Annotated in this window: 17 protein-coding genes and 1 pseudogene; 9 read left to right on the top strand and 9 right to left on the bottom strand. The window is 47.7% G+C overall.

The annotated features are described in order from the left end of the window. Positions 1-214: 214 nt before the first annotated feature. From FOE74_RS21735 to FOE74_RS14905, 7 genes and pseudogenes are all read left to right on the top strand, one after another. Positions 215-405, top strand: a pseudogene (locus tag FOE74_RS21735) (hypothetical protein); the annotation flags it as partial. 112 nt (positions 406-517) lie between these two features. Next, positions 518-2059 (top strand): Fic family protein, encoded by a 1542-nt coding sequence (locus FOE74_RS14930; RefSeq protein ID WP_149099428.1) that lies wholly within the window; start codon positions 518-520, stop codon positions 2057-2059. A 419-nt stretch (positions 2060-2478) separates the two neighbouring features. Beyond that, on the top strand, positions 2479-4917 hold the full coding sequence (hrpB, locus tag FOE74_RS14925; RefSeq protein WP_149099427.1) for an ATP-dependent helicase HrpB: 2439 nt from the start codon (positions 2479-2481) through the stop codon (positions 4915-4917). A gap of 657 nt (positions 4918-5574) precedes the next feature. Then, positions 5575-5739, top strand: a complete 165-nt coding sequence (locus tag FOE74_RS21270) for a chryseobasin-related MNIO class RiPP peptide (RefSeq protein ID WP_188686810.1) — start codon at positions 5575-5577, stop codon at positions 5737-5739. 27 nt (positions 5740-5766) lie between these two features. Continuing rightward, positions 5767-6912 carry a multinuclear nonheme iron-dependent oxidase gene (locus tag FOE74_RS14915; protein ID WP_188686807.1) on the top strand — a complete coding sequence of 382 codons (1146 nt, stop codon included), beginning with the start codon at positions 5767-5769 and terminating at the stop codon, positions 6910-6912. Positions 6913-7321: 409 nt separating this feature from the next. Next, positions 7322-8347: an acyloxyacyl hydrolase gene (locus FOE74_RS14910; RefSeq protein WP_188686803.1), complete on the top strand. Its 1026-nt coding sequence runs from the start codon at positions 7322-7324 to the stop codon at positions 8345-8347. A 188-nt stretch (positions 8348-8535) separates the two neighbouring features. Next, positions 8536-8970: a hypothetical protein gene (locus tag FOE74_RS14905; RefSeq protein ID WP_149099424.1), complete on the top strand. Its 435-nt coding sequence runs from the start codon at positions 8536-8538 to the stop codon at positions 8968-8970. Between the two features lie 346 nt (positions 8971-9316). Here FOE74_RS14905 and FOE74_RS14900 read toward each other — a convergent pair whose 3' ends face one another. Further along, complete coding sequence (locus tag FOE74_RS14900) at positions 9317-10672, bottom strand: vanadium-dependent haloperoxidase (protein ID WP_149099423.1); 1356 nt, start codon at positions 10670-10672, stop codon at positions 9317-9319. Next, on the bottom strand, positions 10672-14025 hold the full coding sequence (locus tag FOE74_RS14895) for a VCBS repeat-containing protein (protein ID WP_149099422.1): 3354 nt from the start codon (positions 14023-14025) through the stop codon (positions 10672-10674). The genes FOE74_RS14900 and FOE74_RS14895 overlap by 1 nt, the downstream gene beginning before the upstream one ends. A gap of 550 nt (positions 14026-14575) precedes the next feature. On the opposite strand from FOE74_RS14895, the gene FOE74_RS21265 reads away from it, so the two are divergent. Both FOE74_RS21265 and FOE74_RS14885 read left to right on the top strand, forming a co-directional pair. Next, positions 14576-14950 carry a hypothetical protein gene (locus FOE74_RS21265; protein WP_188686800.1) on the top strand — a complete coding sequence of 125 codons (375 nt, stop codon included), beginning with the start codon at positions 14576-14578 and terminating at the stop codon, positions 14948-14950. Between the two features lie 322 nt (positions 14951-15272). Then, a complete protein-coding gene (locus FOE74_RS14885; RefSeq protein ID WP_149099421.1) occupies positions 15273-16601 on the top strand; it encodes an O-antigen ligase family protein in 1329 nt (442 codons plus the stop codon). A gap of 75 nt (positions 16602-16676) precedes the next feature. Here FOE74_RS14885 and FOE74_RS14880 read toward each other — a convergent pair whose 3' ends face one another. The 7 genes from FOE74_RS14880 to FOE74_RS14850 are packed head-to-tail and all read right to left on the bottom strand — an operon-like array spanning position 16677 to position 23342. Continuing rightward, positions 16677-17222 carry a D-glycero-alpha-D-manno-heptose-1,7-bisphosphate 7-phosphatase gene (locus FOE74_RS14880; protein WP_149099420.1) on the bottom strand — a complete coding sequence of 182 codons (546 nt, stop codon included), beginning with the start codon at positions 17220-17222 and terminating at the stop codon, positions 16677-16679. After that, positions 17209-17925, bottom strand: coding sequence for a nucleotidyltransferase family protein (locus tag FOE74_RS14875; RefSeq protein WP_149099419.1), 717 nt, complete (start codon positions 17923-17925; stop codon positions 17209-17211). The genes FOE74_RS14880 and FOE74_RS14875 overlap by 14 nt, the downstream gene beginning before the upstream one ends. After that, positions 17915-18505 carry a D-sedoheptulose-7-phosphate isomerase gene (locus FOE74_RS14870; RefSeq protein ID WP_149099418.1) on the bottom strand — a complete coding sequence of 197 codons (591 nt, stop codon included), beginning with the start codon at positions 18503-18505 and terminating at the stop codon, positions 17915-17917. The genes FOE74_RS14875 and FOE74_RS14870 overlap by 11 nt, the downstream gene beginning before the upstream one ends. Position 18506: 1 nt before the next feature. Further along, the gene (locus FOE74_RS14865) at positions 18507-19541 is read right to left on the bottom strand and encodes a GHMP family kinase ATP-binding protein (RefSeq protein ID WP_149099417.1); all 1035 of its coding nucleotides are present in this window, start codon (positions 19539-19541) and stop codon (positions 18507-18509) included. Between the two features lie 41 nt (positions 19542-19582). Continuing rightward, positions 19583-20332, bottom strand: a complete 750-nt coding sequence (locus tag FOE74_RS14860; RefSeq protein ID WP_149099416.1) for an ABC transporter ATP-binding protein — start codon at positions 20330-20332, stop codon at positions 19583-19585. A gap of 8 nt (positions 20333-20340) precedes the next feature. Continuing rightward, positions 20341-21138, bottom strand: a complete 798-nt coding sequence (locus FOE74_RS14855; RefSeq protein ID WP_149099415.1) for an ABC transporter permease — start codon at positions 21136-21138, stop codon at positions 20341-20343. Then, entirely contained in the window at positions 21138-23342 is a 2205-nt protein-coding gene (locus FOE74_RS14850; protein WP_149099414.1) for a glycosyltransferase, read from the bottom strand. Before FOE74_RS14850 ends, FOE74_RS14855 begins: the two co-directional genes overlap by 1 nt. Between the last annotated feature and the right edge of the window lie 2 nt (positions 23343-23344).

The following is a 23344-nucleotide window of genomic DNA, read 5'->3' as shown; positions in this document are numbered from 1 at the left end:
TAATACCTAAGTTATATTTTAACTGGCCCACATGCCAGACATCTAAAATATAAAACTAGCTGCCTTTAAATTTTCACTCAATATCGTACAGTGATTCTAATGAACAAAACTTTATTCTACTAGATTTGATATAAATTTATAGTATAGTACTTTAAACACCTTATATACTTTTCTAAATAACAACCCTTTCCCCTTGCCTTTCAACCCATTTACCATAGACCTGCCCGTTCGGGAGATATCCCTTCCATCCGTTAACACCTAGCCGCCCAGAACACGCTCATTGTGAAAGCGCCTCCGGGGGCGGGCAAGAGTACCCTGTTGCCGCTGGCTCTCTTAGACGAGGCCTGGCTCAAGGGGCAGAAAATCATCCTGCTGGAACCCCGTCGGCTGGCGGCTCGCACCATTTAATCAAACAAACCAATACCCCAATTCCTCAACAAGCTTCCAATTTTATCTACTTTTCACAACCTATACCCAATTTCACTACCTTCGCATGACCGGCTTTTCATGCTACCTCATGCCTGATACCCAAATCTCACAGGAAATACTTGTTTTTCACGGCCGCACTGCACCCGAGGCGGGTAACCTGGTGGGGTATGGGGCCTTGATGGCACATTTTACCTTGGCCCTGCCTTTGCCTCGGCAATTGGCGCTGATCAGCAAGAAGAACCGCCGGTACCAGCAACCGGAGTGGCTGGTGTTTCCGCCTTCCTATGCGCCGGCAGACACCTTGGCCGGGCACCTTACCTTCGCCCTGAAGTATGAAGGCGTTCACCTGCTGTTTTTCAAAAAGCTGTTCCAGCACCTGCCGCTCACCGAGGTGGTGGCGCTTATTCAACAGGAATACACGGGGCAGTACATGCGCAAGGTCTGGTTTCTGTATGAGTGGCTCCTACAGGAGCAGTTGCCGCTTCCAGACCTGACCTTCAAGAATTACGTGCCCTTGCTGGATGAGAAACTACAGTACGGGATACAGACGGGCTTGCGGTCGGGGCGGCACCGCATCCTGAACAACCTGCCCGGCTCCGTCGCCTTTTGTCCGCTGATCTGTAAAACCCCTGCCCTGGACAACTTCCTGCAGGAAAAGCTGGATGAGAAAATAGGCCAGGTGCTGCGCGGGGTGCACAAAGATGTGCTGAGCCGCACCTCGGCGTTTCTGCTCTTGAAAGACTCCAAAGCCTCTTTCAGCATAGAAGGCGAGCACCCTACCCAAAGCCGGGCCGTACGCTGGGGACAGGCCATTGGGCAGGCCGGGGCCAGGCCGTTAAGCAAAGCCGAACTGCTCCGGCTGCAGCAACAAGTCATTGGCAGCAGCCGTTTCACCGCCCTGGGCTACCGCACGGCCGGTGGGTTTGTGGGGGAACATGACCGAAGCAACGGGGAGCCAATCCCAGACCATATCTCGGCCCGCTGGCAAGACCTGGAACCTTTGATGGAGGGCTTGCTGTCTGCGGCCCAGCTCCTGCAAAAGGCGCAGTTCCATCCGGTGCTGGCGGCTGCCCAGATTGCCTTCGGGTTTGTCTTCCTTCACCCGTTGGTAGATGGCAATGGCCGGCTGCACCGCTACCTGATCCACCATTTACTGGCGGCTATGCGCTTTACCCCGCAAGGCATCATCTTCCCGGTGTCGGCTGCCATTCTGGAACACATCACAGATTACCGCCAGGTGCTGGAAGCCTACTCCCACCCCCTGCTGGACTTTATAGAATGGCGCACCACCGCAGACCACAACGTGGAGGTCTTGAATGATACCCAAGATTATTACCAGTATTTTGACGCCACCCCGCAGGCGGAATTCCTGTTCCAATGCGTGGCCTACACCATCAGCCACATTATTCCGGAAGAAGTAGCGTATCTGCAGAAATATGACCGTATGAAAGCCTGGCTGGATGACCGTTTCCAGATGCCGGACAAAACCGTGGCCTTACTTATCCAGTTCCTATGGCAGGGCGATGGCCTTTTGTCAGCCCTCGCCAGAACGAAGGAATTCGCGGCCCTCACGCCAGAAGAAGTAGAAGCCATAGAAGCGCAGTTCAGGCTCTTTTTTGAGAGGGAGTAGCGTACCACGCGTCTCGTCCCCCTTTGAAGGGGGTAGGGGGATGATTACTCTTGCAGATAATCACATTCCCGAGACTTATACATTCACGCTTCATAACTGTTGCTGATGGCTCTTCAACAGCCTTGGTCATCCCCCTACCCCCTTCTAAGGGGGACGGAATGCGTGCAAAAGGTTTTTGACCATTCTATTGAAATGGGAAACCAAAAGCCAGGTAGTAAGTAACCCTCCTGTTTGCATTCACGAACCAAATCATCTGCTTGTGCCGCTGTTTTTGGGCTATTTTCTCAAATACAGGCGTCATACATAATGAGTACTTTTGCAGAAGTGGGCACAAGCAGAAGCTTTAGCCCGTATTTTTGTAGTCTAAGTCGTTGGTAGAATTCATTTACGCTTAGCTCAACCTCTTAAATTCTCACCCCTTGCCTTTCGATCCTTTTACCATAGACTTACCCGTTCGGGAGATTATCCCGGCGGTGCGTGAACACCTGGCTGCCCAGAACACGCTCATTGTGAACGCGCCTCCGGGGGCGGGCAAGAGCACCCTGTTGCCGTTGGCCCTTTTAGACGAGGCCTGGTTGAAGGGGCAGAAAATCATCATGCTGGAACCCCGCCGGCTGGCCGCCCGCACCATTGCCGAACGGCTGGCGCAGCTGCTGGGCGAGGAGGTGGGCCAGACCGTGGGCTACCGCATCCGGTTTGAGAACCGCATCTCAGAGAAGACCCGCCTGGAGGTGGTCACCGAGGGCATCCTCACCCGCATGCTGCACTCAGACAATGCGCTCAAAGGCGTGGCGCTGGTCATCTTTGACGAGTTCCATGAGCGCAGCATCCACGCAGACGTGGCCATGGCCCTCTGCCGCGAAGCCCAGGCCCACCAGCGCCCCGACCTGCGCATTCTGGTCATGAGCGCTACCCTCAACATGCCCCAGCTCACCCGCCTGCTCAACGCCCCCGCCGTAGAGAGCCAAGGCCGGCAATACCCCATTACAGTGCAGTACGCCGGCGAAACTGATGCCCAATTGCTGCATGAGATGACCGACCGCGCCATCCGGAAAGCCCTGCAAGACCAGCAAGGCGATGTGCTGGTGTTTCTGCCCGGCGAGCAGGACATCCGGAAAGTGGAAGCCCTGCTCCGGCGCGGCCTGCGCGAAGTGGCTATCCATCCGCTGTACGGCATGTTGCCCCCCGGCAAGCAGTACGCCGCCATCATGCCCGACCGCAACGGCAAGCGCAAAGTGGTGCTAGCTACTTCCATTGCCGAGACCAGCCTCACCATTGAAGGCGTGACCGTGGTCATTGACACTGGCTTCGCCAAAACCCAACGCTTTGACCCCGCCACCGGCCTCAGCAGGCTGGAGACGGTGCGCATTTCCAAGGACGCCGCCGACCAACGCGCTGGTCGGGCGGGCCGGTTAGGTCCCGGCACCTGTTACCGCCTCTGGACCGAGGCCCTGCACGAACGCCTGGCCCCGCACCGCACCCCTGAGATCCAGGAAGCCGACTTGGCCCCGCTGGTACTGGACATGGCCGCCTGGGGCATCTCAGACATCAGGGCGCTCACCTGGCTAACCCCGCCGCCCAAAGCCGCCCTGCTATACGCCCAGGAAACCCTGCACCAGCTCAACGCCCTGGAGAACGGACGCATCACCGCCCATGGCCGTAAGATGCACGCCCTGCCCACGCACCCGCGTCTGGCCCACATGCTGCTGGCCGCCCAGGAAAGCGACCATCTGGCGTTGGCCACCGATATTGCCGCCCTGCTGGAAGAGCGTGATCCGTTGCCCCGCGAGGCCGGTATTGACCTGAACCTGCGCATTGAGGCCCTGCGCCGCACCCGCAAGGAAGGGCTGCACCAGAAGCGCTTTTCCAAGATTGACAAGATTGCCGCCTCTTACCGCCGGATGTTCTCCCTTGAACCCGAGAATACGGCCGTAGACCCCTATGAAACGGGTGTGCTGCTGGCCAACTGCTACCCCGAGCGCATTGCCTACGCCCGCCCGGGGAACAACGCCCAGTTCCAGCTCGCTAACGGCAAATACGCCTCTGCCGGCCACCGCGATGACCTTGCCCATGACCCTTGGCTGGCCATTGCCCACCTGCACGCCGGCGGCGACGGACCGGGCCGTATTTTCCTTGCCTCACCGCTCAACCCCAAAGACCTGGCCCCGCTGGTAAAGCAGAAAGACGTGGTCAACTGGGATCCCGAAGAAGGCGAACTCACCGCCTCCCGTGACATGCGCATCGGTTCCATCGTGCTCCAAAGCAAACCCCTGCCCGAACCCGACGAACGCTTCTTAATACCCGCCATCTGCGAGACCATCAAACGTGAAGGCGAAGATTGGCTTAATTTCTCTGACCAGGTAAAGCAGTTCCAGAACCGCGTGCTCTGCCTTCGGAAATGGCACCCCACCGAAGGCTTCCCGGATATCAGCACCCCTACCCTGCTCATGACCTGCCAGGAGTGGCTGGCGTATCACCTGGAAGACGTGCAGATTGGCCAGGACCTGCTGGACATTGACTTGCTGCCCCTGCTCCAGAACATGCTTACCCGTGAGCAACGCCAACGCCTGGAAGAACTGGCCCCCGCTACCTTGACCTTACCCGACGGCCATGCCTTGGAGCTTTATTACCCAGACAACGCCCAGGCCCCCATCATGGAGGTTAGGTTACAAGATATTTTTGACTGGGAAAACAACCCTACCGTAGACGGCGGTGATGTGGGAGTGGCCTTGCACTTGCTCTCTCCTGATTTAAAGCCCTTGAAAGTAGTCAACAGCCTGCATTACTTCTGGGCAGAGGAGTACCGCTTGATGCGAGGCTCCCTGAAAGCCCGCTTCCCGAAGGTGGATTGGCGATAGTTTGATTACTGGTTGTTGATTGCTGAATGTTACGCGCCAGCCACAAAGACCTCACAGGTTTTGAAAACCTGTGAGGTCTTTCTTTATACAGCGATTTCCGTTTCATACTTGTTTTACAAAAAACAAGCATGAAACGGAAATCTTTTATTTAAGGTGGGGTGGCAGCTACGCCAATAGCTGGTTCCTTACTTTTCCTGCTTTTCCTTGGCATTGCTACTAGCCCGGGGGCTTTTCAGGTGTCTTTTCTAAAAAACGCCTGAAAACGATTCGCTTTTTCAGGTGGCTTAGTGCTTCCGGTTTGGTGGGTGTTCTTCTCTGACCAGGCCAGAAAAATCTTTATTGGCCTCAGAAGCAAAGCGCCTATTGCTACAGAAGGGCTAAGCGACCCATTGCCCGGTTTATTAGTTGGGGTAACGGCACCGGCACAAATCAGAAATCTTTGGGTGCGACAGCCCAGCTCCTCTTTCCCGCTTCTTTTCACAAAAACGGCCTTAAATAAAGGCTGCCGCTTCTTTTTCTCCTCTCACTTTTCTTCTCTCACTTTTTCTGAAAAAAAAACAGGCCTCCTGCATCCTTTTGCTTTGAAAAAGACTCTTCCTTTTACAAGACAGATTCTTACGCCTTCTTTCTTCTTATCAACCCTAAACCGTTACCCAAATGAACGTACCTAAGAGTATTTTGAGCGCTATTCTGATTGGTATCTCTGTGCAGGCCACCAGTTGCGTAGACGAGGAAGAATTACCAAAGCCCAAACAGGAACAAAGTGACGCGGAAGGAAAACCTAAAACAGCTGGTAACTGCCTGAGCTGTGGCATGGGATAAAAACCTCACTTTCTTCCTGTTCCCGCCATGCCAAAAGTCTTTGCCTCGCTTGCTTGTAACCTGGACGTAGATATTCTCTCGGCTTCCCTGCCCTTGCTGCAGGAAGGCCGCGTGGAAGGTCTGGAGTGGTCTTTTGACACCTTGTTCCAGCAGGAACAGGTGCCCTCTTGGTTTCTGGCCTTGCTGGAGACCTACGGGCGGGAAAAACGCCTGATAGGGCACGGCGTGTTTTTTTCGCTGTTCTCGGGCAAATGGTCAGAGCACCAGGAGGCCTGGCTCCGGCATTTAACTCAGATGTCGGCTGCGTACGGCTTTGACCACGTAACGGAACACTTCGGGTTCATGACCGGGAAGAACTTCCACCATGGCGCCCCGCTTCCAATTCCGTATACGGCCGCCACGCTGGCCATAGGCCGAGATAGGTTAGCCCGTATTCAAGAGGCGGCCCAATGCCCGGTGGGACTGGAGAACCTGGCTTTCTCTTACACTTTAGAGGAAGTGAAACGGCACGGGGCGTTCCTGGAGGAGTTGGTGGAACCTGTCAACGGGTTTCTGATCCTGGACTTGCACAACCTGTACTGCCAACTCCACAATTTCAGTTTGCCTTTGGAGGCGCTCCTTCCATGGTACCCCTTGCACCGCGTGCGGGAAATCCATATTTCTGGGGGCAGTTGGCAAGATTCTGCGGTACTTCCCCAGCGCAAAGTCAGGAGAGACACCCATGACAGCGCAGTACCCGAAGAGGTTTTTGACCTCCTTTCCGCCACCATGCCCCTGTGCCCCCAATTAAAATACGTGGTGTTGGAGCAACTAGGCACCGGCCTCAAATCACCGGAAGACAAAGCCTTGTTTTACCAGGACTTCTGCCGGATGGAAACCCTGGTAAAGCAGCACAATGCCTCTACTTTCCCGTCTCTTACCGCGCCCAATCTGTTTCTGCCCCTGGCTCCTGGAAAGCTTCCGGCGCCCGTAGAGGATGAAGCCCTTTACCAGCAACAACTTCTGCTTTCCTCTATTCTGGAAGAGTCCCCTTCCCTGACCCAGGCCCACCAGCGGTTACTGGCCTCGTCCCTGGCGAACACTGCCTGGGCCATTGAGCACTGGGAACCCCACCTGCTGGAAACGGCCCTCCACCTGGCCCAGAAATGGAAAAAGCCTGACCTTTCCGCTTGACTTGCGAAGGGCCACCAGAGGTTTACGCCTTCGTTTTGGGAATACAAGCTGAAAACCTGCCAAAAACCTTTCTATTCTTACCAACTTCCCGTGGCGCCCTAACCGGAACCTGCTAGCGGATTCCCGTGGCTTGCCGGTCGGTAACAGGGGCACCCATTCCTTTTTTCTGTCTCCCATGGGTAATTTCTGCGGTGGCCAAGCCTTGCCCGCAAGTATTTACCCATAAACGTGCCTCTACCCTTGAAACTATTTTCTAATTTGTACCCACACTCAGCTTCTATGGTTTTTAGGTGTGTTTTTGGCAAATTCCTTCGTTTTTATGTCCCAACCCCTTAAAGTTCTTTTCCTTTTCCTGGTGCTCTCTTTCTCCTGGCCGGCTTTTGTACTGGCCCAGGAAAAAACTCCAGAAATGAAAGAACCCTGGTCCTATGGCGTAAACGGGTATTATGGTGCCTACTTCCGGTACCGGTCTGGGCTTTCGCTGCTAAACTATGCCAACTTGCACGGGGTGGAACTGTACGCCAACAAGCACACACTGGGCAAGCGCCACTGGGAACAGCGCTACAAGCTCCCGCAGATTGGCTTCGCGCTCTCTTACTTTAACTATGGGGTACCCCAGGAACTTGGCGAATCGGTGACCGGCACCTCTTACCTGGATGGCTTCATCACGAAGGTTGGCAAAGGAAACCTGCGCTATAACCTGGGCACGGGATTAGTCTATACTACCCGGTACTACAACTCCACCTCCAACGAGAACAACAAAGCCATTGGCAGCCCCATCACGTTCTCCCTGCGGGGGAACCTGCGCTACGAGCACCCCCTTACCCAAAAATGGTTCCTGAATGTCATCTTCGCATTTAGGCACTTCTCTAACGGAAGCCTGAACCAGTCCAACAACGGCATGAACATGCCCCTGTTGGGCGTGGGGGTGCGGTACCAACCCAGAATGGCCGTGCCCGTGGCCTTTCCTGATTCCTTGATTCTCGCCCTTGACAAGTCCCTCCGATTTAATGTGCTCGTAGCAGGCGGGGTGAAAGAGGTTCTGCGGGATGACTTCAAGCACCCGGTGTACATGATGTCGGCGTACGCCAGCAAACGGCTTAGCCATACCAACTCCCTGCTGTTGGGCGCAGATGCGATCCATGACACGGCCATTGGGGAAGAATACCTGAACAAGGGCATGGATATCCCAGAAGGGTTTTTGGAGAAAGAATCAGCGGGGGTGTTTCTGGGCCATGAACTGCACCTGAGCCGCCTCGCGGTGGTCTTCCATTTTGGGCGCTACCTGTACCAACCCCACGGCCTCTTCCCTGACTATTACCAGCGGTACGGCTTCAAGTTCATGGTCTCCAGGCACCTGTCGGCGAGTGCGTTGCTCATGGCCCATGACGGCCACGCCAACGTGATTGAATGGGGTCTGGGCTTGCATCTGTGATAATTTCTAAGGTCCCTTTTTCCTGAGGCCTCTGTTTAAGGGCTGTTTTACCGGAAAGCCTAATAAACTGCCTGGAAAGCCTGGGGTTCCTGGTCCTCTTTTCGGGGGTTTACCTTTTTGGGCGCTGGCACCTACTGCCAAATAGAACGTATTCCCTATATTTACACCTGCAACCAATCTTTGAGAACATGTATACTGGACTTCAGCACGCGCACTCTTACCTGGCCTATCTGGTGCTTTTAGGGGTAGCAATCGCCTTCCTCGCGGCCTTGGCCGGCTTATTCGGAGGAAAAACCTTTACTGACCAAAACCGGAAAATGGGCCTGCTAGGCTTGATCCCTACGCACCTGCAATGGGTGATTGGCCTGATCCTATATTTTGTATCGCCGCTGGGCATGTCTAATGCCTCTGGGGCCGCCATGAAAGACGCCACCTCCCGCCTTTATTTTCTGGAGCACCCCTTAATGATGGTGATTGCCGTGATCCTGATCACCATTGGCTATTCCAAGGCCAAACGCCAAATCGGGTCTACACAAGGCTTTAAAACCATGGCTATCTTCTACGGACTGGGCTTGCTCCTTATCCTGAGCCGCATTCCCTGGAACGCCTGGCCCGGCAACTAAGCGCTGCCATTTCCCTTTTAAATAAAGAAAGCCGCTCTTGCTATGGTAAGAGCGGCTTTTGTTTTATCTCTTTGGGAAGGAGCCTGAAGGAAACCTTTGCCCTCTTTCCGCTTACAGTGAGGCAGCCCCATTTCCGGCCCCTTTTCTTCAAAACACCCCAGAAACCCTGGCTGCCCATAGAATAGGATCCTTACCGAAAGCTACAGGCACTTGTTAGCAAAGGAGTTTCCAGGTCATTGCAGGCAATGGGTAGGGGCTTTCCTACACCGTTCCTCCTCAAAGCCATTTACCAGTTTAAAGGGTTTATTTCAAAAAACGCACTTAAATCAGGCTGACTTCCTAGACCTTATTTCTGGTGCCTGCTAGCGGCTAGCGTCTGGGGTTTCTTCTCTACTTTACCTAGCACCCACTCCCCTACCTGCAAGCCCTGCGTACGGCCGTTGTCAATGGCATCCATGAAATGGATGCCGCCATAAAACCGCGAAAGGCCGGCTTCCACGGCCGCCGCCTGAAACGAGTCAAAAGAACGGGCAGGCAACCCGAACCGCTCTTCCACGGTGTCTGTGTAGTTAAAGTCGTTTCCGAAATAATAGCTCAGAATCACCGCCGAGGCCGCCGAGATGGTAGAATGTCCGCTCAGGTATTCAGGAAACGGTGGTGTCTGCAGCAAAGGCTTGTAAGAGGGATCCAGGTACTGCCGGATAGCGGTTTCCGGGCGGATGCGGTTACTCCGGAATTTTTCGTCCCAGCAGGAAATGAAACCGTCCATGAGACCGATGGACACCAACGTGTGCACCTTCAGGGCCTGGGCAAAAGACACCTTCGCTTTTTGGCAGGCAATGCCCGTAATGCCCAGCCAATGCGCCCCCGGCGATATTTTCTTCAGGCCGGCTTGCAGGTGGCCGTTGTCCTGGAGGGCAAACGGATTGCAGTCCCAGAAGGCGGCCATTTCCTGTTGTTCCAGGGTGATACTTCTGCTTTGCTCGTAGTTTTGCCGCAGCATTTTAAAAAACGGCGAGTTTTTGTCTTTGGAGAAAGGAATGGGTGGCGCTGGCTTAAACTGATGGCAGGTATCTAAGGTGAAAGGCCGTACCGTATTGAAATAAGGTTCCACCGGCGAGAAATACGCGGGCGGGGTGGGGTACCAGGTACCTTCCTGCAGGGTGGGCGTGTACCTGGGGTAGTTACTGATGCGGTTGTACCGGTCTGCCTTGGCGTAGGCCAGCACCTGTTTGCTTACCGCCTGCGCATAGGTGAGAGAAGCCCCAATCACCTCTTCGGCCAACCCTTCCCGCCGGCAGGAATCCAGGAACTGTACCTGCAGCGAGTCCAGCAACCGGCCCGACGGCTGCATTTTTTTGGCCGTTTCCATCATGGCCAGCAAGGCACTCAACTCGGTGGAATACCCAGACAGTCCGTCGGGTTTGGGAATGGCCGGGTACTGGTTCAGGACGCCATGCATAGTTACATAGGCGCTATCATTTTGGGTGATCACTTCATAGCCCGCCAAGGAAGCGTAAGAGAAAAACCGGGAGGCCAAGGGCGGGTTGGTGACATCATTCACCATGATATCAGTCATCTTGTGGATCACCTGACTGATCTGCGCGGGCCCGAACGCCAGGTTCTGCTTCTTTTCCTTGCCTGGCATGGCACATCCCCACCCCAGAAACCAGACCAATACCACTAATAGCAGCCTTTTCATTATTGTAACCGGTAAGCTTTAAGGGGAAGTTGGTTCATGCCAAACAACACCTGGTTGTGGATGGGTAAAATGCTGCGCACATCTCCCACCAACTTAAACCCAGATTTGTGCTGTGGCACGCAGGTGAAGTTGCCCTTCCCATCATTCTGCAACAAGAGGCCATAATTCGCATCGGCTTTGCCGAACCGCAGCCTTGCTTTGTTCACATTTCCTGCCATCAAAAGATCAGGTGCTCCGTCTTGGTTATGGTCTACCGTAGCCATGGCAAAAATGGGTGCGTACTGGGCTTCTAAAGGCAACTTCATTTCTTTGAATTTTCCGTTGGCATTTCCTTGGAAATAAGCCGTTTGCAGATAATTGCAAGACAACCGGCCGGCTCCCTTGATTTCCTCCGGGGTAAAGATATTGGTCAGGGTAGCATTGGCATAGCTGGCGTAATCCTGGAAGCGGGTGCGCATCATGCTCATCTGGTCAAGGAGTTCGTCTCGGGTAACGTACGGGTAGCTTTTGCCCTGCATGTAGAAACAAAGGATGGGGTCAATGGCGCCGTTGTCATCAAAGTCTTTGTACACCAGTTCGGCGGGCTCTTTGTCTGAAGCTTTGCATTGGGTGTTCAGGCCCTGGTTACCCAGGATCAGGTCTGGCTGTTTGTCCTGGTTGAAGTCGCCTACCAAGATCTTGTTCCACCAGCCGCTGTACTTTCTGGCAAAGAAAGCCGACGTGTTGTCTTGCAGTTTGCCCTTGGCATTGCTGAAAACCGTCACGGGCATCCACTCACCAACCACAATCAGTTCTGCTTGGCGGTCGCCGTTAAGGTCTTGCCAGGCGGCATCTGTGACCATGCCAATGGATTGCAATTGGGGCGCCAGGGCGGTAGTCTGGTCAGTGAATTGGCCCTTGCCGTTGTTAAGCAGGAGGTAACTGCGGGGCGTTTCAGGATAACGTCCCGGCACCACCCTTCCGCCCACGAACAGATCCAGGAAACCGTCGCCGTTGACGTCTGAGGCCCTCACACTGCTTTTGCTGGTGGGCATAGCCGGGAGCGCCTGCGTACTTTTAGTGAAGTTGCCTTGGCCATCATTGAGGTACAGGCGGTCTTGCAGCGCAGCATCTGTGGGCATAAAGTTGTGGTAGCCGCCGCTGACCACATACAAATCAAGTGCCTTGTCCTGGTTGGCGTCAAAGAAAAGGGCATCCACGTCATCGCTGCTTTTATCAGAGGCGAAGGCCACGGTGGGTTTTAAGCTGAATTTCCCGTTTTTGCCCTGTATATAGAGGGTTCCCGCCTGGCCAGCCGCCCCGCCCATATAAATATCTTCTAGCCCATCAGCGTTTACGTCGCCTTTTACCAAACATGGCCCTGAAAACGACAGTGGGTTGATCAGGAGCGGCTGCCGCTTGAAATCATTGATAGGGCTTTTCTGGTGCGCGAAGGAGACTGGCGCGGCCGTCTCTGTGAAATAGCTTTTCTTGCGGCTGGGGCTCCTGTAGGTAGAAGTGGCATTTTTTTCCTCCAGCGTCAACACCTGATTGGCTTTCACCTGGGTCAATACCTGCTGTTTTCCGCCTACCCACACTACCCGCACCGAGTCCACGATAGCAGTCTTGCCCAGCCCGAAATGCAAGACCGGGCTTACGCTGGACTGAAACCCACGCGAGGGCATCTGTTCTAGGAACTGTTGTTGCCCTTGGTGGTAGAGCGTCACTTTGGCGCCCAGGCCCTGGGTATTTTTGCCACTGCCCGCTAGTTTTACCTGCAGGTAGTGGTGCTTCAGTTGCTTCTCAGCATGGTTCTGGTACACAAAAGCGGGTTGGTTCACGTTGTTGGCTACCAAATCAAGGTCGCCGTCATTGTCTAGGTCCGCGTAGGCCGCACCGTTGCTGTTAGAAGCCTGGTCAAAGCCCCAGCTTTTGCCCATGTTGCGGAACTGAAGGTTGCCCGTATTCCTGAACATGTAGTTGGTCACGTTAGAGGCGGGCATTTTGGAAAGCAGATTCATCACACTCTGGGGCGTCACCTTGCCACCCAGATACTGAAAGAAAGCGCTTCTGAACTTGAGGAAGTCCATGTTGGTGAAATCTTTCAGGAAACCGTTGCTCACGAACAGGTCTTTCCAGCCGTCGTTGTCATAATCCGCTAGTAAAGGCGCCCAGCTCCAGTCTGTGTTGGAAACGCCGCTCAACTGGCCCACTTCACTGAACGTGCCGTTCCCGTTGTTGACCTGCAGCATGTTGCGCATGTACTGGTGGTTGAAACCCGCGCGCACGATCATGTCAAAGTACTCATAGTTGTCAGGCCCGAAGAGCAGTTTCTGGCGCTTGTTGTCTTCGGGCAGCATGTCCAGGGTCATGATATCGGGCAGGCCATCATTATTGATGTCACCTATGTCGTTGCCCATGGAGTAGATGGCCGTATGTTGAAGGCTTGTCTTTGATTGGTCTGAGAAGGTACCGTTCCAGTTGTTGATCAACAGGAAATCAGGTGCGGAATAATCATTGGACACATACAGGTCTGGCCAGCCGTCTTGGTTTAGGTCTGAGATACCGGCCCCCAACCCATACGAGAAGGCCGATTTATGCAGGCCTGCCTTGTCTGAGACATCCTGGAAAGTTCCGTTATTATTTTGGTACAGCTTTGCCTGCATGTTACGGGCCGGCTTCTTCAGGATGTCTTGAATGGTCACATCATCCAGGTTGTTGAACTGAACCGGGTTGTGGTTCAAGAGGAACATGTCCAGGTCATGGTCCTGGTCATAGTCAAAGAAGGCGGCGTGGGTGCTGAAGGAAGAATCTGCGAGGCCCATTTCACGAGCCTGGTCAATGAACGTGGGTGTCCCGTTTTCCCCTACTCCCTGGTTCATGAATAGTTGGTTGGCGCGGGCGTTTCCGGGCAGATTTCCCGAATAGCACTGGTAAATATCGGGCCTGCCGTCTCCGTTGACATCAGCAATGGTGGTACCGGTTTTCCAGGTGTTGGCCCGGCCCGAGACGCCGGCGGCGTTGGTCACGTCTTCAAACCTCATTTGCCCTTTGTTCAGGTAGAGTTTATTGGCTACCAGGTTCCCCGAGAAATAGAGATCCTGTAGTCCATCCCCGTTCACGTCACTGATGGCCACCCCTCCCCCATTGTAAAAATACTGGTAGGTAATGATGTTGACCTTGGGCATGTCCCGTAACATATTCTGGAACCCGATCCCGGTTTTCTCCGGCGCGAGCAAAGAGAATAAAGCAGGATCCGCGTGGGCCACGGTGGGTTTATTTTGGTCTTTCTCTTTGTAATTCCCCCCGCAACCCAAAATAACCAGCAACCCAAAAACGAGCCCACTAAAAGAGAAACGTTTACACAAAACCATGACGGATTATTAAAAAGCCTATAATAATACAGAAAACTTTTGAATTATGTAAGAGGCCTTTTCCTGTTTCCAGGATAAAAAATGGAAACAACGCCCAAAACGGATGAGGAAGGCATTTTCTGCTAGGATTATCTTGCTTTTAATTTCCTGTTCCCAACCGGTGATTTATAGAATGCTGTTCTTCTGCGGGTTAGCTTTGGTTGAATAAAAAGGCTAACCGTGTAAGCTGGAACTTGACCTGTGCATAGGAAACCACACTTCTTGGCTTGCCCATAAAGGATTCACTCCCCTCCTAGCACCTACATACTGCTCCTACCTCCGCTACTTAACAGGCTATTTATCTTTGTTTAAGCACCTCTTAAAGAAGAGGAAGGTGCAGGTAGCAGGAAAAGCCCTTTACTCCTATGTAAGCTATTATGCAAAGGAAAGATCACTGGCCCAATGTAAAAGCTGTTTTTGCCCCGCGTCTACAAAAATGACTTATTACGCCAAACGAGGCATCTTTTAAGGATAAAAAGCCGTACCTAAAACCTCATAAACCTTTACAACTATGGAAGATAATCAAGAAACCAAAGCCCTTTCTGACCTAATCCAAAATCCGCAGGAGATCTCCAATATCATCAACAATCCGGCTGATAATGGCATGAAATTCTACCAGTCGCTCCGCAACAAAGACAAACAATATGTTGCCTTTGCGGCAGGTATAGGCCTGATTGCCTATGGTTTTTTCCTGAACCGAGGAAGCAAAAAAACCACCTCTGGCCAAGTGGGCAGCGGAAAGAAAAACAAAAATAAAGGAGGCCAATCGTATGGCGGCCACCAGTCTGGTTCAGATGCTAGCACTGCCTCAGGAGCTGGCAGCGGCTATGGCGGCAGTGGCAACACCGGAAACTACAACGGCGGCGATCACAACCACCAAGGATAGGCGCAAGCCTTGGCACCCTATCTCCCTTTTCAAGGTGCGGGTTTCCTACCCGCACCTTTCTTTTTGCCAGCAGCCTGGTCAGGCCAAACAAAAGCTTTAACAGAAGCAATGCTCTTCCTCTGACAGACATTTCCTGTTGAAGGCTCTTTCTCTAAAAACGGCCGCAAAACCTTCCATCCGCTTTTAAGGCAAGCTACATTATAAGTTATAGGAGTAAAATCCTTTTGACGTCACTTCCTACTTATTAATTGGTTATTTTTGTAAAAAAGGGAGCAAAATATCCTCTTTTATCTCACCATTCTTCACCATAAAAGAAGGCATCTTGCAACTTAGCCAGGTTGCCTTCCCTCCTGTTTCTGTGATGATAGTAAACCTTCAAGACCTTAATAAAAAAGAAAAAGGCCTCTACCTACTTGTTCTTCTCTTCTTTACTACCCTCTTCTTTGCTAAATTAAGCGGGGTGAATGCCGTTGTAACAGGGATCTTGGTGCTCTACTGTTTTTGGTTCAGCTCCTTCCGGGAAAAATGGGAAACCCTTAAGCAACGGCCTTACATTCAAGGCATGTTGTTGTTCTATTTTGCCTTGGTGGTGAGCACGATTTTGTCTGATGACATTGGTTGGGGACTCCACAATCTGAAGATCAGGTTACCCTTGCTCCTCTTCCCAGCCAGCATTGGGCTTTTGCATTTACAAGAAAAGCTTAAAGAGAGGATTTTGTTATCCTATGCCATCATTGCCACGTTAGTCGCCCTGTTTTGTTTTGTGACAGCAGTCTATACTTCTGATTTCTTCTCACGGCCAGAATATCTTTACAATGATTCACTCACTGCGATCAGTAGACAACAATCTATTTACGTGGCGTTGGCTATAAATATTGCTATTTTTATTTTCGCCAGACATATCTTCTTCCGCCCAGGCTCTTACAAAGGCCTTATGTGCTTGGCAGTCGTATTTTTATTTGGGTTTAGTTACCTCCTGGCCAGCAGAATCATGTTTGCGGTACTTCTAGCAAGCTCGCTAGGTTTCAGCTTTTATTATATTATCCGGCAACGAAGGGTTTTGGAAGGCATTACTTTGGTGTTAGGAATGGTCATAGGGACGGTGGTCATCCATAAATTAATGCCTTCTACCTTCAACCGATACAAAGAGCTTACCTACCAGAAGTTTGATTTTGAGAGCCGGGGCAAGGAAAGCCATTACAACATGGAAGTTACTCCAGACCAATGGAACGGGGCTAACTTCCGTTTAGCCGCTTGGACGTGTGGTTGGGAAGTTTTTCAAAAGGCTCCCTTACTAGGAGTGGGCTTAGGAGATAAAGAGACTGAACTGATTGAGAAATACCAGGAGAAGAAGTTTTACATAGCCATTGAAACAGACAAAAATGTGCACAATAATTATTTAGACATCTTGTTCAGTTTAGGCATTATAGGCTTTCTTATCTTCCTATCAGGCTGGCTGCTTTTACCCATTTTATATGCGTACAAAACCCAGAATAGCTTAGCACTGCTGGTAGTGGCTACCTTTGCCATTGCATGGATTACAGAGGTGTATTTTGGCAAGAATTTTGGGACGATGCTGGTGGGGTTCTTTGTTCCGTTTGTGCTTATTTCTAGTGATCCATTGATCAGTACTACCCAAAAGAGATATTGAAGACTCTATAAGAAGAATTATAAAAAAAAAATTTAAGATCCAAAAAAATAGTAAATTTTTCAGTAAACTCTTCTTCTAATTTGAAGGTAAGACTTCACTAGTATACATATGAGCGAAGAAGGAAAGCAACTCAAGGGTATTATCAACCTTTACATCAGCGAACTCACTTATTCCCCCTATAAAAACTGTTTTTAAGCCTAATTTTTTTGCTGGAATTAAATCAGTTTCTGAGTCACCTACCATCCAAGAGGAAGAAAAATCAATCTTAAAAGTATCTGCAGCTTTAAGGAAAAGCCCCTCTTTAGGTTTCCTGCAAGTGCAGCCATCTTCCTCTAAATGAGGGCAAAAAAAGAATTGGGTGATTAAATTACCCGTCAGTTCATTGATCTTGTTATTGATTTGTATTAAATCATCTGTTGAAATTATCCCTCTTCCAACGCAACGCTGGTTAGTTACAACAATAATCCTTTCAAATTTTTCTTGAGCCGCAGCTAAAAATTCTGAGATACCAGGTAGAATTTCAATGGCTGAAAAATTAGTCACATACCCGTTCTCTATTTTAAGATTAATTACTCCATCCCTATCCAGAAACAGAGTATCAAACAGCTTAGGGAATGACATTCTTCAAAAGGGATTGGGCATATTCATAATCTTCTGGTATTCCAATATCTATAAAGGTCTCATCAAAAAGCTTTCCATAGGCACTTATTTTGTTGAGATCTCTTTGCAGGAAATCAATTTCAAAAGAAAATTTTGATGGCATGGATAAAATTTCTATTACTCTTTTATTCATGTGATAGATTCCCCCATTTATTAGAAGGTCCTGCTTTTTACCAGGTTCTTTTTCTTTAAAGGATACTATTTTATGGTCGTTGGCGCAAACTACGCTACCATACCTGTCAGAGTGAGGCATCATTTTTAGTGCCAAGGCTAAATCTGCCGAGGTTTCCTTCGCAAAAGTATGCAGTTGGGATAGATCTATTTCAAAATAAGTGTCTCCGTTTAATATGAAGAAGCTATCTCCCAGGATTTGTTGCGAGGCTTCATATATGGCTCCGCCTGTCCCTAAAAGTTCTTTTTCAATGCTATAACTTATCTCAATCCCAAAACTGTTTCTGCTGTCCTTATAATAGTCTTGGATTACTTCATACTTATGACTAACGGCAAAAACCACCTTCTTGATGTTATTCTTTTTAAGGGAATAAAGAATATAATCAAGAAATGGCCTACCTGCTACCTCGGCCATTGGTTTAGGAACATCTTGAATAACAGATCTTAGCCGGGTACCTAAGCCTCCGGCTAAGACAATGGCCTCATTTGTCATTATTTATAACAAATAGTTCCCTCTCCACAATTTCACAGATAATATGGCCTATGAGGATATGAGATTCTTGAATCCGGGGAGTATCATTAGATGGAACATTCAAGAGATAATCAACTTCATTTCTCATTGCTCCCCCACTTTCTCCAGTTAGGGCAACTGTAAGTACATTATTCTTCTTCGCCTCCCTAAAAGCATTAATAATGTTTTTAGAGTTTCCTGAGGTAGAAATCCCTATTAATACGTCTCCATTTCTTCCTTTTGCTTTAATCAATCTTGAGTAAACTTCATCATAGGAATAATCATTCGCTACTGCCGTTAAATAGGAAGTATTCACATGTAGCGCTTCAGCAAACAAGGGTGCACGATCCAGATAGAACCTTCCAGAAAATTCAGCAGCTAAATGTTGGGCATCCGCAGCACTCCCTCCATTTCCGCAGAAAAACACTTTTTTATCTGCTTTAAAAGCTGAAGAAATATAATCCGAAACTTTAGCTATGGTTTCTAATAATCTCTTGTCTTTCAGCAGTTGGGCTTTTACATCTATACTCTCTTGAATTTTTGATGAGATAAAGTCTTGCATACTAAATATATTTTGTCTTCCAGGAAATAGCTCCTTGACTATAAAAATTCACCCTTTCTACTTGGCCACCAAATTGATTTAGCTTATTAATCAAAGGATATAGCGAGCTATTTCTAACATAGAACATCATGTACCCCCCGCCCCCGGCACCAGATATCTTGCCTCCAATGGCTCCATTCTTAATAGCAGTGTCATAAATCTCATCTACCACCGGATTAGAGATTTCATCTGCCATTTTCTTCTTAGAAATCCAGCTTTCATGAAGCAATTCTCCTATCTCATCTAATTTTCCTCTTAATAATGCTTCTTTCATATTGAAGGCTAGCGCTTTTAGAGAATGCATGGCTTCAATTGATTTAGCTGAATTATTATGCACGTTCTTAACCTGCGCATCAATGATCTTAGAAGACAACCGGGATGTACCAGTATAGTATTGGATCAGAGAGAACTCCAGTTCATGGATATACTCTTCTTTGATCCGGAGAGGATTCACGACCACCCGGTCTGCATGGAATTCCATAAAATTGAACCCCCCAAAGGTTGCTGCATATTGGTCTTGTTTTCCACCCGACAATGCCAAATCTTCCCGCTCAATGCTATAGGCCAAGTGGGCAATGTCATATTCTCCCAAAGGAAGACCTAACCATTCAGCGAATGCCGCCACAATGGCTACCACCAAAGTGGAAGATGATCCTAATCCTGATCCTGGAGGTGCATCAACAAAGGTTTCTAGTTGATAATAAAGGGGCGTTTCAATATTGAATTCAGATTTGATCCTATTATGAATCCCTTTAATCAACCTAAAATCGTCGTTTTCATTTGCAAAATAATTCACGTTATCAAAAACGATGCTCTTATCAATATCAAAACACTTAAAAATAACCTGAGGAGTGGTTAGCGGGATCAGGGTAGCATAAGCGAACTTATTAATGGTAGCATTTAAAATTGCCCCTCCATAGGTATCACTATAAGGGCTTACATCTGTACCACCTCCTGCTAAACCTAGTCTTAAAGGGGCCTTTGCGCGAATTAACATTTATAATTTGTAAAATATGGTATAAATTTTTTCTTCTTGGTCTAATGATTATCTTCCATATACATTTCTATTGCTTTTTCTGTATCTCCTACATATTTCATTTCACCATTTTTCATAAATACCGCACGATTACAGTATTGTTTGATAACATCCATGCTGTGGCTCACCAAAATTACCGTTCTACCTTTTATCCATGAACTTTCAAACACCTTAACGGCTTTCTCTTGGAATTTCACATCACCAACTGCGAAAATCTCATCAAGAAACATAATATCGGCTCCAGCATTAACGGCAATTGAAAAACCTAGTCTTGCTACCATTCCTGAGGAAAAAAACTTGATTTTAGAATCAATAAATCCATCAAGTTCTGCGAAATCAATGATCTGATGAAAGATTGCATCTATTTCTTTGATCTTCAAACCTAGTACGGAGCCGGACACATAAATATTCTCTCTGGCAGTTAATTCATGGCTCATACCTACCCCAAGGTTCATAAGCATGGTTGTGCCTTTAATTTTAACATAACCACTATCTGTAGGATAAACACCTGCAAGAAGCTTAATCAAGGTTGACTTACCAGATCCATTTCTACCCAGCAGACCAATGCATTCACCTTGCAGAATCTCAAGGGACATATTTTTAATCGCGGGTACATATTTGGTCTTTGGAGGGTTAAAAATATTAAATAAACGGTGTTTCACCGTATTATGGCTATTTTCTGAAATCTTAAAAGTCTTACTAATATTCTTTGCCTCTATAGCAATTGACTTCTGCACATCCGTTTTCTCCATGTCAACTATTATAATTTCTCAGCAGCCTTAGAACCGATTTTATTTAAAAGAATCAACCCAATTATTAAGAATGAACAAGCATACCCGTAATCAAATAGCATTAAACTAAAATCTGGAGATACGCCTTGCATCATTACCCGCCTAGCATTAATGATGATACCAGCTATTGGATTAAGATGATCAAAAGTGGGCAAAGCTTGTTTGAAGCTAGTCAGTTTATAAAAAATAGGGGACGTGAATAAAAGTAGAGTAGCAATAACCTGCCAGATCTGGGTTATGTCTTTAGCATATATAAAAATATTTGAAAGGATAAGAGAAACTCCTAAAGCAAGTATAAAAATGTTCACAAAGACAGGTATAATCCAAAAATTATAAAATGAAAGACCCATAGATTCAGGTTCAATTAAATTATAAAAAAGCATAAACATAATAAGGTTAAAAGAAAACCCTATTACATTACTCATTAAAGTAGAAATGTAAATCTCCAATTTATTCATATTACTGTATTCATATAAATACTTCTTTGTATGGAGAAGGCTAATGGTACCACTAGTACTTTCTATAAAGAAATTATAGAAAATAAGACCAATAAAAAGATAAGAGGCAAAAGCTGGAATATCTTGTTTTAAGATTATTTGAAATACTAGATAATATATACAAATATCTAATATAGGCTTTAGCAATGCCCAAAACAGGCCAAGCCTATTTTCATAGTAGCGTAACTTAAATTCGATTTTAGCTAATAGCCAAAGCCTTTCTAATTTATTATTTTTCTTAAACCAAGTAACAGAATCTTGTAAAAGCATTATTTTTTAAAAAATGTACTATATACCTTATAAGCGATAGGTTTAACCAAGCTATTCTTCTTAATAAAGGAGATAGCTTTTGCAGATAACTCCCCCCCAAATGGCAGTCCTTCTAACAGATTACTATCTTTAGAAGGATTATCTAAAACAGTGACCGACTTATTTGCAAGAGCCAAATTAAAGACATCAGCTGCAAAAGTGCCATAAACCTCTGGATACTTCCTAGTGATGTATTCATATAACAACAATTTTTTATTTTTCGAGATACTTCTAATCATAGAAGACTTACGAACCCTATAAAAGAACAACACCTCCGGTAAAACTACACCATAAAGACCTTTATTTACCATAGACAGAACACCGTCATAATCCTCTAGTCCTTGAAATGGCATTTTATTGTCATTGAGACCACCACTTAAAAAGGATTGCCTCTTAAAAACCAGTGCACTTGAATTAACCACATTATGAAATAAGATAACAGGTGGTTCTGGGACAAAGGTAGGCCAAATTGTGCTAGCTCCCTCAAAATACTGCGTCCAGGAACCTACAAAATGAACATTACTTTTATTTTTCAGGACGTTAACTGCTTTGGTAAAATATTCTGAGCCAACTATATCATCAGCGTCTAAAAATGCCAGAAATGCCCCTTTAGCATATAAAGCTCCAGTGTTTCTTGCTGATGCAAGACCTTGATTAGGTTTATCTATGACTACAAAACCATTTCGATTCCTGAATTTGTCTAAAACAGAAATACTCAAACTGTCATTACTGCCGTCATTAACAATAATGATTTCCTTGTACTTATAATCTGAGCCTTCAATGGAAGATACCGTCTCTTCCAAATACTGGCCCAAATTAAAAAATGGAATAACAATGGAAAGTAAATCCTCCTCTTCTACTTTGTCAGGAGTACCTAAGGGAATGCCCGAAAATGGATTATTCCTTATGTACGGAAAATAACTGGATTCCTGGTTTTGCTTAAGAACAGCTTGAAGAGCAGGATTTTTTTTGCGATAGATGGATTTAAGGTCATACACCTCTTTCACCTTCTTGATGGCATTTTTAGAAATGGAGATCCTTTGTTCTTTAGGAAGGGCAAGTATTGCCTTTAATTGAATCGCAAAAGATCCAGGTGTATCATGGTCAAAGATGAAGCCGTCAATCTCAGGCTCAATCACCTCGTAATGGCCACCTTGTTTTGAAGCCAATACAATTTTACCTAGACTCATCATTTCAAACACTACATAAGGCAGGTTATCATTCAAACTAGGAACAATCACTACCTTGGCTGCTGCCAAGCGTTGTTTGATTTGAGAAGGGCTAATTTTATCTTCAAGCTTAAGTAAGCCTTTTTGAATATAGACTTTATATTTATGCCTAATGATATCACCCATAGTCTTACCCTCTGGATGATACACTATATCTTGTCCTCCAATTAAAAATAATGGCTCAGTAAAACCACTATCCCACATTTCCTTGAAGTACTTCAACAGGTTGGAGGCACCTTTCTGATAAGTTAACTTCCCAAAAAAAATAATTTCGGCAAGCTGGTCGTTCTCAGATTCTGGAAGAACAACGTCCTGAAATTCATAAGGATTAGGAATAATTTTCACCTTCTCATTGGAGAGATGAAATCTTTCCGCCAATTCCCTAACCATAAATTGACTTGGTGATATGACAAGATTTGCTGCCTGCAAACAAAACCTCTCCATTTCACAAATCCAATAATTGGGATATTTGTATTGCTGCACATGGTTATACTCCATATAAAGGAAAGAGGGAGAATGCATGGTGATAACCACTGGAACATCCTTTACCCAATTGTAGTGCAGGTGTTTGAACTGCAACAGGTAGTAAGCTATTCCTAAGTATTCTTGTGCTTCTATAATGTCTGGGGCTCCCTCTGCTTCTACATAGGCTTTTACAATAGATGCAAATTCATAGCTTATGTTGGTCACGTGACCAAGATGAGAGGAAGAGTTAGTATGGTTTGGGTTAAATCTTACTATTCTAACTCCCTCCCTTTCCTCAGATATGATTTTTGGAACCGAGGTATCATTCACAAAAACCGTCACCTTGTGGGCATTGGCAACAAGCATTATTGCGGTATGATAACAGTATGTGCTAATTCCGCCGCCAAAGAAAGGAGGATATTCTGTTGTAAGGAGCCAGTAATTCAAATTGGGTATAGATAATAAATTCAAGC

The sequence above is a fragment of the Rufibacter glacialis genome, from assembly GCF_008271745.1.
Classification (GTDB): Bacteria; Bacteroidota; Bacteroidia; order Cytophagales; family Hymenobacteraceae; genus Nibribacter; species Nibribacter glacialis.
The sequence above is the reverse complement of the archived record's forward strand: the minus strand, read 5'-3'. Positions and strand labels throughout refer to the sequence as shown.

Excerpts from the sequence above, each read along its gene's own strand:
- FOE74_RS14900 (WP_149099423.1), bottom strand. The coding sequence starts at position 10,672 with ATGAAAAGGCTGCTATTAGTGGTATTGGTCTGGTTTCTGGGGTGGGGA.
- FOE74_RS14875 (WP_149099419.1), bottom strand. The coding sequence starts at position 17,925 with ATGACAAATGAGGCCATTGTCTTAGCCGGAGGCTTAGGTACCCGGCTA.
- FOE74_RS14910 (WP_188686803.1), top strand. The coding sequence starts at position 7,322 with ATGAAAGAACCCTGGTCCTATGGCGTAAACGGGTATTATGGTGCCTAC.
- FOE74_RS14915 (WP_188686807.1), top strand. The coding sequence starts at position 5,767 with ATGCCAAAAGTCTTTGCCTCGCTTGCTTGTAACCTGGACGTAGATATT.
- FOE74_RS14855 (WP_149099415.1), bottom strand. The coding sequence starts at position 21,138 with ATGCTTTTACAAGATTCTGTTACTTGGTTTAAGAAAAATAATAAATTA.
- FOE74_RS14870 (WP_149099418.1), bottom strand. The coding sequence starts at position 18,505 with ATGCAAGACTTTATCTCATCAAAAATTCAAGAGAGTATAGATGTAAAA.
- FOE74_RS14930 (WP_149099428.1), top strand. The coding sequence starts at position 518 with ATGCCTGATACCCAAATCTCACAGGAAATACTTGTTTTTCACGGCCGC.
- FOE74_RS14865 (WP_149099417.1), bottom strand. The coding sequence starts at position 19,541 with ATGTTAATTCGCGCAAAGGCCCCTTTAAGACTAGGTTTAGCAGGAGGT.
- FOE74_RS21270 (WP_188686810.1), top strand. The coding sequence starts at position 5,575 with ATGAACGTACCTAAGAGTATTTTGAGCGCTATTCTGATTGGTATCTCT.
- FOE74_RS14860 (WP_149099416.1), bottom strand. The coding sequence starts at position 20,332 with ATGGAGAAAACGGATGTGCAGAAGTCAATTGCTATAGAGGCAAAGAAT.
- FOE74_RS21265 (WP_188686800.1), top strand. The coding sequence starts at position 14,576 with ATGGAAGATAATCAAGAAACCAAAGCCCTTTCTGACCTAATCCAAAAT.
- FOE74_RS14905 (WP_149099424.1), top strand. The coding sequence starts at position 8,536 with ATGTATACTGGACTTCAGCACGCGCACTCTTACCTGGCCTATCTGGTG.
- FOE74_RS14880 (WP_149099420.1), bottom strand. The coding sequence starts at position 17,222 with ATGTCATTCCCTAAGCTGTTTGATACTCTGTTTCTGGATAGGGATGGA.
- FOE74_RS14895 (WP_149099422.1), bottom strand. The coding sequence starts at position 14,025 with ATGGTTTTGTGTAAACGTTTCTCTTTTAGTGGGCTCGTTTTTGGGTTG.